Origin of the sequence: Pseudoalteromonas sp. BSi20480 (genome assembly GCF_000241365.1) — a bacterium.
GTDB lineage: Bacteria > Pseudomonadota > Gammaproteobacteria > Enterobacterales > Alteromonadaceae > Pseudoalteromonas > Pseudoalteromonas marina.
This window is the reverse complement of the sequence record NZ_BADX01000200.1, coordinates 1-10,555: the sequence shown is the minus strand read 5'-3', so window position 1 is coordinate 10,555 and position 10,555 is coordinate 1. Positions and strand designations below refer to the sequence as shown.

Here is a 10,555-nt window from a genome sequence, read left to right as displayed (position 1 = left end):
CAGTTAGTACGTAGAAATACGGATTAACGCCCAAATTTGCTTGGTGACAATAGCGTTTTGGACCCACCTGATTCCATGCCGAACTCAGTAGTGAAACGAAACAGCGCCGATGATAGTGTAGCATTTGCTATGTGAAAGTAGGACATTACCAGGCTTCAAATTGTAGAAAGCCCGACTAGCGATAGTCGGGCTTTTTTACGTCTGGAGAAAAGTGATATTCAGTATTCCCCTCTCTAAAGCGTAGCGCCTCTTTGTGAATAGTGCTTTGGTTATTAGTAGCGCACCGATTTCAAATAAGAGAAACCCGTTAAATCAATGTGAAGGGTTTTTTTACTGTCTGGGATTTAGTAAATGGCCAAACTATACCGAACTTTTAGTACATGCTTACATAATAATTGAATGGTCGCCTAGGCTATTTTAATTATCAATATTTTCTATATAGTCTTTTAACTGTATTCACTATTATCAAAATGATCCTTTCCAATTAAACTAACTTCATAAAATATTTACTTAGTATAAGTTTTGGAGAAAAACATGGCTCATCAAATTATCAAAGATTTACACAATCGTTATACTGCTAAGCAATATGATTCATCAAAACGTATTTCTGATGAAGATATTGAAGTAATTAAAGAGGCTATTCGCCTGTCAGCTTCTTCAATTAACTCTCAACCTTGGAAGTTTATTTTGGTTGAAAGTGAAGAAGGTAAACAACGCTTACACGATACATTTGCTAACAACCATCAGTTTAATCAGCATCATGCTAAAGAAGCATCACATACATTATTACTCGCTTATGATCCTAAGTTTACGAAAGAAAAATTTTCTAAGCGTGTCGATGTAGAAGTCAGTTCTGGCCATTTACCAGCAGATATGCGCGATAACTTTATGGGTGCATATGCGTTCGCTGAAATGAACACAGATGAGAAAGGTTACAACGGTAGTTGGACTAAAGCGCAGGTTTACTTAGCACTTGGTAATGTGCTGCATACATTAGCGCGATTGAACATAGCGTCGACTCCAATGGAAGGCGTTGACCCAGAGCTAATTAGTGAGAAGTTTAATGCTGAACTTGACGGTCATATTTGTGAAGTTGCACTAGCAATGGGTTACCCTAATACCGACGAAGACTGGAACCATGGTTTGCCAAAGGCACGTTTAGCAGTAGAAGACATTATAACAACCGTATAGCATAAAAAGCTTTATTAAAAAGCCGAGGCTATCTCGGCTTTTTTGTGTCTAAAATAAGCCATACGCTTCCGTATTTTCAGTTTCTACCTGTAGTTCAGTCGGCTTAAATATGGAACTCGGATCGATAAGCACACTATGATTTTCTGCCATTTTTATTAACCCTCGCATCATACCTTTAGTTTGTGGATCTATATCAAAGCCTATATCAGTTAGCTTATCTAATGGTTTTATATCTTCTTTTTTATAATCTAGGCTGTCTTCTACTTTATCGACCAGCAACCCCACATGAGGGTTTATACCGTCTTTCGTTGTGAATACAATAATTGGTTTGTAATCCAAAGTTATTTGCTCTTGTGCTGATTCAAACAGTCTCTCTAACTGAGCAAGACTGCTACGTTTTATCTTACTAAGTAAATAGCTTACCTGTTTATGTTCACCTTGCCTGTGAGCAGTTACGGCTTGTTTAGCTTGTTCTAGTAATAATTCAAAAGGCTCATTAAAGCGTGACATAGTAAGCTTTAAATCAGGGTTGTCTGTATTGAACTCCTGAAAAAAAACAATAAAGTCTTGAAGCTCAGTTTCATTAATAACTAATTTTTCTGATTGATTTAAGAGGTTTGTTTCGAGTGTATTAAACCATTTGGTTTGTTTGTCTTGCCAGGATCTTAGCTGTTTTAAAATATGTTTGTTGCTTTGCTCTGTTGATATATTATTTAAGATAATTCCTAAATCGAAAACTGGCGTAGGGATATCCATATAATCTTTAACACCAATAAAGCTTTTGTTGTTGTTTGGTAGTGTTGTGAGATTATTATCAAAGCGCTCGGTTAATAAGATATCAAGTATTTTCAGTGAAATGGTTTTGCAGCCCACTTTAAAGTTTATTAATTCCATGCCTTTATCTTAATTTACCCATTAATGTATTAAGAATAGAACAAATCTACCAAATAGCTTAAGTAACTGTGGTAATTAATCATTGTATTAAGGGGGTGGGTTATTTAATGGCTTTAGCTAGTTTTAACACTGCTTGTTTAAAGCATGTTTCAAGCTCTTTTTTGCCTTGTATATTTAATTGCTCAATGACGTTTGTATCGCTTTCATTTTGCAAAATTAAGCTAATTAATAGTTGCTTATCACTTTGCGTTAAACAATTAACAACAGAGGGTGCCAGAGTTACAACTTGCCAAATAGTAGCTGTAATACTAAATCGAGAAAAGTGATTATTAAGTTGTCGTATTAAACGTTTTTTGATGTCTGAACTGATAGGTCTATCTGTAAACGAGGAAATAAGTACATTTACAAGCTGCCAATCAAGGTGTTTAAAGTGTGTGAGTAAAGCATAAAATATATCGGTTTGAAATTCAGCTTTTAATCGTTTCAGTGTACCCGTATTGTTGTTTAAACATTTCACAACGAGTGCTGAATGCTCGCCAGTGCTTTTATCTTTTTGATAACCCAGCTTTATAGTGCTAAACCCTTGGCTTTGCCAAAATTTTAATAGCTCAGCCGTAGCGCCAAAACTAGCACCAAACCAATAGCACTCATTACTTACTCTTGATTCGCAAAAACTCAGTAGGGCTTTACCTACTCCTTGACTGTGAAGATTAGGGGCAACAGCAATTCTTACTACTCGAGCAGAGAGTTGGGTAAGGCACTGGGGATCACTGCTTAGCTGCGAGAGAGTTTGTGCCATTAGGTGCCCTTGTGGGCGGCGTTCACCTTTAAGCACCTGCTCAGTTAGCTCGAGGGGTAACCCGCCTTCTATTGTAACTAAACACACCCCCACTAGGTGATTATGTGTTTGGGTTATGAACAATCGTTGTGAGGGTGCATCAAGTAGTTGGCGTAAATCGTTAACGCTACTTTGGTAATGTGCTAAGGCAAGTAATGCAATAACCTGCTCAAGTAACAGCTCGTCATTTGTGAGTTGTTGCTGAGTAATTTCACTGTGGACTAGGTTATTTAAGCCATTGCTTTGTATTTCTTCGTACTGTGCTTCGAGTGCGAGCAAAGTGCGTATATGGCGCTCTAGCGGGTCGGCTTTTGCAAACCTTAACGGTTCATCAAGTGTGATAATATTAGCGACTTTATACTTTGCTTTAATGTACTGACTAAACCTAATTGTATAGCCTCTACCATTACCCTCATAACCTACTAAAGTACTTGCAAATACAATGCGCGGATACTGTTTTAGCATTTTTAATAACAGAGGAACTGGAATAGCAGCCGCCTCGTCAACAAGTAATAAATCACACTCTGGCAACGAGTCTAATAATGAATCTGGAGCAATATACTGCAAATTAGCAAGTTGCTTACTTTTACCATCGAAGGGTATGTTTAACTCATTACTTAAATGTTTAAAGCTGCTATGAGTGGCTTTAAATTGTGTACTGCAAAGTAGTATTTTTTTATCGATAAGCTTGGCGGCAGCAAGTCCAAGCGCTGCTGATTTACCACGACCTCTGTCGGCATTAATGAGTAAAGGGCGATTGGCGCGACCATGAGCCACTTTAATTATATTTTCTACACAATGCTGTTGCGGTTCAAAATCTATTTTATTGGCAGAGCTTTCTCTGCTGAGATTACCTGTACAGCCATGTAATTCACTAAAGTGATAAGCGGTTAACGATTGTACAACGCGGGCAATGCGTTCATTAAAAAAGCTATAGCTTACTTTATGCCCGTGAGACTGCACTGTGCTTAAGGCAGGATCTGGCCAAGTTGAAAGTTCGCTTAGCTCTGGTAGCAGTAAATATAAAATACCGCCTGCTTTTACCGTACCTGCAATAGCTGCTAATTTATCAGGGTGCAAGCCACTAAAGCCATCGTATACGGCGTGTGAATATTCTTGCCCTAAAATTTGATGAGTACGATTAGGCCACTGCGCGTTATTTAGTCTGGTATTTTTAGAAACGACGAGTGTGTTTTCAGTTTGAAGTAATTCGCCTAACAGCTCGTAGCACCAAACAGTACTGCCAGTAATAAGCACCAGTTGGCGATGATGAGCGCCAACTAGTGTTTTTTCTAACGTGTTTATGTGAGCTTTATACAGCTTGTAATCGTGCATAAGCCGTTACTAGCCATTTACTGCCAAGGTCGTCAAAGTTTACCTGTACACGCGACTGTGCACCGCTACCTTCATAGTTAAGTACCGTACCAATACCAAACTTAGCATGCAGTACACGTTGACCTAAGTTAAAGCCGCTGTCTTCAAAGGCGGCATGGCTTACTGATGCACTAAAGCGACCGGCTGCCGGTGGTCGCGAAACTTGTGTTTTAATACGAATTTCTTCAACGCAGTCTTCAGGGATTTCGCGTAAAAAACGTGAAGGACTATGGTACTTCTCTTGTCCATAAAGGCGGCGGCTTTCGGCATGGCTAATGTATAGTTTATCCATTGCACGGGTCATGCCTACATAACAAAGGCGGCGTTCTTCTTCTAAGCGGCCAGACTCTTCATTACTTTGCTGCGAAGGGAACATGCCTTCTTCAACGCCCACCATAAACACAAGCGGGAATTCTAAGCCTTTAGCTGAGTGAAGCGTCATCATTTGTACCGCGTCTTCGTGCTCATCGGCTTGGCCTTCACCAGATTCAAGCGAGGTATAGGCTAAAAAGCCTTGTAGTGGTGAGCTAAACTCTTCTTCTTCAGGGAGTTCGTACTGATCGCAGGCACTTATAAGCTCTTCTAAGTTTTCTACGCGGGCACGGCCTTTTTCGCCTTTTTCAGCTTGGTACATAGCCATAAGGCCAGAGGTTTGAATTGTGTATTTAGCTTGTTCTTGTAGGGTGAGATCGCTAATTTTTTCTTCAATGTGCTCAACAAGTTCTACAAACTTTGTTACAGCGCCAGCTGCTCGGCCTGATAAGTGCTGTTGTTCAACAATAGCTTTAGCTGCGTACCAAAGCGGAAGTGACTCAGCACGAGCGCAATCACGTATGTGACTTAATGTTTTATCGCCAATACCGCGAGCAGGAGTATTAATTACACGCTCAAATGCGGCATCGTCTTGGCGATTACCTACTAAGCGTAAGTACGATAGCGCATCTTTAATTTCTTGACGTTCGAAGAATCGCATACCACCGTAAATGCGATATTTTAAGCCTTCTTGTAGCATGGCTTCCTCGAGTACACGAGATTGCGCGTTACTACGGTATAAAATAGCGGCGTCTTGCAACGCGTTACCAGCATTTAACCAGCTACGTAATTTGCTACTCACAAAGCGGGCTTCGTCTAATTCGTTAAAGGCGGCATAAATTGATATAGGCTCGCCTTCGTTACCATCGGTCCATAAGCTTTTACCCATACGCTCGGAGTTATTTTTTATAAGCGCATTAGATGCTTTAAGAATAGTTGCGGTTGAACGGTAGTTTTGTTCAAGGCGAATAGTTTCGGCATCAAAGTCAGTTAAAAAGCGTTTTATATTTTCTATTTTAGCTCCGCGCCAGCCGTAAATACTTTGGTCATCGTCGCCAACAATCATTATGCTGCTTGTGTCGCCTGCAAGTAACTTTAACCATGCGTACTGAATGGTATTAGTATCTTGAAACTCGTCTACTAGCATGTGGGCAAAGCGCTGTTGGTAGTGGCGAAGTAACGTCGGGTTATTTTTTAATACTTCATAGCTGCGTAGCAGTATTTCAGCAAAATCGACCAAACCAGCCCTGTCACACGCTTCCTGGTAGGCGGCATATACACGCAGCATCATTTGCTCGTTTATATCATACGCTTGAATATCTTTAGGGCGAAGTGCTTCGTCTTTTTTAGCGCTTATGTACCAACCAAACTGTTTTGCAGGCCACTTTTTATCATCAATATTCATTGATTTTAATAAGCGCTTGATCATACGAAGTTGGTCATCAGAGTCTAAAATTTGAAAGGCTTCTGGTAAGTTAGCTTCACGGTGATGAGCGCGTAAAATACGGTGTGATAAACCATGGAAAGTACCAATCCACATCCCGCCAACCGGTGCTTTTAAGGTTTCTTCAACGCGGGTACGCATTTCTTTAGCTGCTTTATTGGTAAAAGTTACCGCAAAAATACTATAAGCTGATGCTTGTTCAACTTGCATAAGCCACGCGATACGATGAACTAACACTCGTGTTTTACCAGACCCAGCACCGGCCAATACCAGCATGTTTTGTAATGGGGCTGCAACGGCATCGCGTTGTTTGTCATTTAAGCCGTCGAGTAATTCTGAAACGTCCATCGTTACGCCTTTTTAATCAATATTGAGGGCAGTATAACAGGTGTTTTTGTAAGGCTAAATAAAATACTGTTTTTATGAACAGCTATTATAAAAATAGCCTCTAAAACCAATCAGCTGGATAGTTTTTGGCATGGATAAGTGACTAAGATTAATAATAAAAATAATCAAATTGACCTATATTTAGTAAAAAATACTAAAGCAATTAGTGAGTCGTAATTTAACTAACTGATTTTTAAGCTTTAATAAATTGGCATAAAGTGTGATAGTAAGTAGATAACTAAAATTTAAAATTAATTAACTACAGAGGTGAGTATGGCTGATCAAGGGTCTGGCGGTAATGTAATTGCTGCGTTGTGTAATATATTTTTTCCTGGTTTAGGGCAACTAGTACAAGGGCGTATTTTAGCGGCTATATTTTTTGCGCTAGCTATTGTTATAAGTTACGCACTTATTTACGTACTCGTTGGTTTTGTATTAGTACCTATTATTTACTTATGGTCGATAATAGATGCGGCACGATACCGCTCGCGAAGTTAGGTATTTAAACGTTTTACAAAAATAGCGCCCAATGGCGCTATTTTGTTTTTTAGGGTCGGCGTTACAGCTAATTTACGGGTATAATCGCGTTATTAACGTTTAATAAGTAATAGCTATGGAATATCAATTTATACGTGACCCTATTAGTGGTTTACGAATTAAAATAAGCAGCGAACACGCAATAATAGGTCGTTGGTTAAACGAAGAAATTGGCAAAGGCAAAGTCGCTATGGTGCAAGCACTTATTGTGTCTGTCAAAACGAGTTTTGAGCCAGTCACTCTAAAAGGCCAAGAAATAGATTTAATTTTATCTAAAGATGAGGCCTTATTTGAGGCTCATGCTCTGCACCAAGACAGCGAAGACTTAATTGCCTATCAAGATGATGATTTAATGCTTGAAGAGAACGACTTAAGCAGTGGTTGTGGTTTTGAAGACTTTATTGATTTAATCGAGTCGTGGGCTGAGTTTACCAGTAATCGATAAAAATAATTAAAACAGACATAGCAAATGCAAAAACAGCGCTTTCTCTGTATTATTAAAACAACTAAAAAACGACAGGAATTGATATGTCTGCCAATTTAAATAAGCTAGTAGTCATGCTAGAAATGCAAAACGCCATGAATACAAAAGTGCATGAACAATGGTTTACACAAGGGTTTGAATGGTATCGCGCTATTTGGGTTGAGTGTGCCGAAATGCTAGATCATCATGGCTGGAAGTGGTGGAAAAAACAAACACCCGATACCGAGCAAGTTATTTTAGAATTGGTTGATATTTTTCACTTTGGTTTATCGCTACGTATTGACGGAAAAACAAGCTATCAAGACTTAGCAAAGCAATTAGAAAGTGAGTTGAGCCAAGTACAGCAAGCTGATGACTTTAAACAAACGTTAGAAATACTTGCGGCATCTGCTGTTGCAGATAAAGCGTTTAATGCATCAGCATTTGCCGGTTGTATGGCACAAATGGGCATGGATATTGACGATTTATACCGTGGTTATGTTGGTAAAAATACCTTAAACTTTTTTCGCCAAGACCATGGTTATAAAGACGGTAGCTACATTAAAGTGTGGAACGGGCAAGAAGATAACGAGCACTTAGTGGAAGTAGTTAAAAGCCTTGATACCGAACATGCAGACTTCGCAAAATTAGTCTATCAAGGCCTTGAGGCACGTTACCCTAAAAGCTAAATAATAGTGCGGTAGTCGGTTACATTTAAGTAATCGGCTATTTCGTTGTGTGGTTGCTGACTGTCGGGGTTGGCAACCGCAAGTAAGTGTCCAATGCCGTATTCTTTTGCGGCATTTAATACAGCTACGCTGTCATCAACAAATAAAGTACGTGTTTTGTTAAATCCTAAATCATTTTGTACTTGGTGCCATAAACTTTGCTGCTCTTTACTTACGCCATATTCATGAGTCGACACTACACCATCTAAATAATTATCGATTGCGGTGTGTTCAAATTTCATCATGACGTTTTCTGGATGTGCGTTGGTAAGCAATATAAGCTCTTTTCCTGCTTTTTTTAGCTCCGTTAAAAAATAGGGTACGTCGTCACGAACTCTTATAAGGTGCTGTGTTTCTCGCTTTAAATCCATAATTGGTAATTTAAGCTGATCTTCCCAATAATCTAAGCAATACCACTCAATTTGGCCGCTTACAGCTTGGTAGCGTTTAAAAATATCTTCTTTTGCTTCGCTCAGGCTTATATTTTTCGCTAAGGCGTGTTGCTGTGGAAGAACAGTTAACCAAAAATGGCTGTCATAATGTAAATCGAGGAGTGTTCCGTCCATATCAAGTAAAACGGTATCGATTTTTGACCAATTTAGCATGGGCTTTTCCCTGTGAAAAGTTTATGATTAAGCACAACTGCCATGATAGCAAATTAACGCCAATGACACAGAAAAAGCATCCAACACCTCCTCAAATCCTAAGTAATAATGTTGTCGCTAAAAGTCGCCTATTTACTGTGGAATCTTTAGAGCTAAAATTTTCGAATGACGAAGAGCGTCAGTATGAACGTATTCGAGGTGGTGGCAGAGGCGCTGTAATGATTGTGCCTATAACGGCTGATAACGAAATGCTGCTAGTGCGTGAGTATTGCGCGGGTACCAATGACTACCAGCTAGGCTTTCCTAAAGGACTGATCGACCCAGGCGAAACACCAGAGCAAGCTGCTAATAGAGAACTTAAAGAAGAAGTAGGTTTTGGCGCAGACTTTTTTAAACCATTAAAAACAGTGACCATGGCACCTAGTTATTTTAATGCCACCATGCATATTTTATTTGCTAAGCAATTATATCCTCAAACACTTCTAGGCGACGAGCCTGAGCCTTTAGTTGTTGTTAAGTGGCCATTAACGCAATGGCAGTCATTATTAGAGCAAGATGATTTTACCGAAGCACGAAGTGTTGCCGCTTTGCTATTATTAGATAAGTACTTAGCATCTGGAGCTGCCGATGAATAAATTATTAGAACCTTGTATTGAATTAGCCGAACGTGCAGGCGATGCCATTATGGCTATATACAAAAAAGATGATATTGGCCAACAAGAAAAATCAGACCACACACCAGTAACTAAAGCCGATTTAGCTGCAAATGATGTGCTTGTTGCAGGCTTAAAGGCACTTGCGCCCGATATTCCTATTATGTCGGAAGAAACACCTATTCCTGCATTAGCCGATAGGCAAGATTGGCAGCGTTATTGGTTACTTGATCCCATGGATGGCACAGGTGAATTTATTTTAGAAAGTGGTGATTTTGCGGTAAACATTGCGCTTATTGAAAATAACCACCCTGTGTTGGGTGTAATTCATTGGCCGTCAAAAGGTATTACTTACTTTGCGAGTGCTAAAAATGGTGCTTTTAAGCGTGAAGAAAAGAGCGACACACGAATATACGTAGCTCCGCCTGAAAGTTTAACACTAGCGGTAAGTCGCCGTCAGAAAATTGAGTCGGTGAGTCAATACTTAAATAGCCAATTTACAACTATTGCAGTTGGTTCGTGCTCGTTAAAAGCATGTATTGTTGCTGAGGGTAAAGCGGACTGCTTTTTAAGAATAGGCCCAACGGGTGAGTGGGATACAGGGGCTTCACAAGTTATTGTAGAAGAAGCGGGCGGCTGCATTACTGATGCAGAGTTTAACCCTTTAACCTATAACCAACGCGAGAGCACTGAAAACCCAGACTTTATTGTAATGGGCCACCCTGATTGGGAGTTTCAAAAAATGATTACTCCTCACCAAAGAGCGAGTATAGAATAGAGTTTTGATTGCTTTTTGTTCACTTGAACAGTTTTAGGTAGTTAAAGCCTTGCATTATAAGTTTATTCCTATATAGTAGCGCTCTCTTCAAGGCAGGCTCGCAAATATTACGAAAATGTTTTAAAGAAATTACAGGCGCGGGATGGAGCAGCCTGGTAGCTCGTCGGGCTCATAACCCGAAGGTCGTCGGTTCAAATCCGGCTCCCGCAACCAATTTCCTTTATGGGGTGAGGTTACTGTAAAATCTAACTTAAGAGATTAAATTAAGTAGTCGATAGACTTTAAATATACAGGCGCGGGATGGAGCAGCCTGGTAGCTCGTCGGGCTCATAACCCGAAGGTCGTCGGTTC

Annotated in this window: 10 protein-coding genes, 1 tRNA gene and 1 rRNA gene; 8 read left to right on the top strand and 4 right to left on the bottom strand. The window is 39.8% G+C overall.

Annotated elements, in window-relative coordinates; all coding sequences use genetic code 11:
* Positions 1–39 precede the first annotated feature (39 nt).
* Together rrf and P20480_RS00005 are read left to right on the top strand one after the other, a co-directional pair.
* Positions 40–154, top strand: a 5S ribosomal RNA gene (gene rrf / locus P20480_RS18965).
* A 380-nt stretch (positions 155–534) separates the two neighbouring features.
* Positions 535–1,191 carry a nitroreductase family protein gene (locus tag P20480_RS00005; RefSeq protein WP_006791386.1) on the top strand — a complete coding sequence of 219 codons (657 nt, stop codon included), beginning with the start codon at positions 535–537 and terminating at the stop codon, positions 1,189–1,191.
* A 48-nt stretch (positions 1,192–1,239) separates the two neighbouring features.
* On the opposite strand, the gene P20480_RS00010 is transcribed toward P20480_RS00005, so the two are convergent.
* The 3 genes from P20480_RS00010 to uvrD form a co-directional block, all read right to left on the bottom strand.
* Positions 1,240–2,085: a hypothetical protein gene (locus P20480_RS00010; protein ID WP_008133311.1), complete on the bottom strand. Its 846-nt coding sequence runs from the start codon at positions 2,083–2,085 to the stop codon at positions 1,240–1,242.
* Positions 2,086–2,185: 100 nt separating this feature from the next.
* Positions 2,186–4,258, bottom strand: a complete 2,073-nt coding sequence (locus P20480_RS00015; RefSeq protein ID WP_008133310.1) for a tRNA(Met) cytidine acetyltransferase TmcA domain-containing protein — start codon at positions 4,256–4,258, stop codon at positions 2,186–2,188.
* Positions 4,236–6,401 carry a DNA helicase II gene (gene uvrD / locus P20480_RS00020; RefSeq protein WP_008133308.1) on the bottom strand — a complete coding sequence of 722 codons (2,166 nt, stop codon included), beginning with the start codon at positions 6,399–6,401 and terminating at the stop codon, positions 4,236–4,238. Before uvrD ends, P20480_RS00015 begins: the two co-directional genes overlap by 23 nt.
* A gap of 312 nt (positions 6,402–6,713) precedes the next feature.
* Between uvrD and P20480_RS00025 the strand changes: the two genes are divergently transcribed.
* From P20480_RS00025 to P20480_RS00035, 3 genes are all read left to right on the top strand, one after another.
* Positions 6,714–6,938: a hypothetical protein gene (locus P20480_RS00025; RefSeq protein ID WP_006791382.1), complete on the top strand. Its 225-nt coding sequence runs from the start codon at positions 6,714–6,716 to the stop codon at positions 6,936–6,938.
* Between the two features lie 115 nt (positions 6,939–7,053).
* Positions 7,054–7,422: a YacL family protein gene (locus P20480_RS00030; protein WP_008133305.1), complete on the top strand. Its 369-nt coding sequence runs from the start codon at positions 7,054–7,056 to the stop codon at positions 7,420–7,422.
* 83 nt (positions 7,423–7,505) lie between these two features.
* A complete protein-coding gene (locus P20480_RS00035; RefSeq protein WP_006791380.1) occupies positions 7,506–8,129 on the top strand; it encodes a dUTP diphosphatase in 624 nt (207 codons plus the stop codon).
* Here P20480_RS00035 and yrfG read toward each other — a convergent pair.
* Positions 8,126–8,773 carry a GMP/IMP nucleotidase gene (gene yrfG / locus P20480_RS00040; RefSeq protein ID WP_008133302.1) on the bottom strand — a complete coding sequence of 216 codons (648 nt, stop codon included), beginning with the start codon at positions 8,771–8,773 and terminating at the stop codon, positions 8,126–8,128. The two genes, P20480_RS00035 and yrfG, sit on opposite strands and share 4 nt — an antisense overlap.
* Positions 8,774–8,835: 62 nt before the next feature.
* Between yrfG and nudE the strand changes: the two genes are divergently transcribed.
* The 3 genes from nudE (at position 8,836) to P20480_RS00050 (ending at position 10,417) form a co-directional block, all read left to right on the top strand.
* Positions 8,836–9,408 carry an ADP compounds hydrolase NudE gene (gene nudE, locus P20480_RS18960; RefSeq protein WP_033025975.1) on the top strand — a complete coding sequence of 191 codons (573 nt, stop codon included), beginning with the start codon at positions 8,836–8,838 and terminating at the stop codon, positions 9,406–9,408.
* Complete coding sequence (gene cysQ, locus P20480_RS00045) at positions 9,401–10,204, top strand: 3'(2'),5'-bisphosphate nucleotidase CysQ (RefSeq protein ID WP_006791377.1); 804 nt, start codon at positions 9,401–9,403, stop codon at positions 10,202–10,204. Before nudE ends, cysQ begins: the two co-directional genes overlap by 8 nt.
* 136 nt (positions 10,205–10,340) lie before the next feature.
* Positions 10,341–10,417, top strand: a tRNA-Met gene (locus P20480_RS00050).
* The last annotated feature ends 138 nt before the right edge of the window (positions 10,418–10,555 follow it).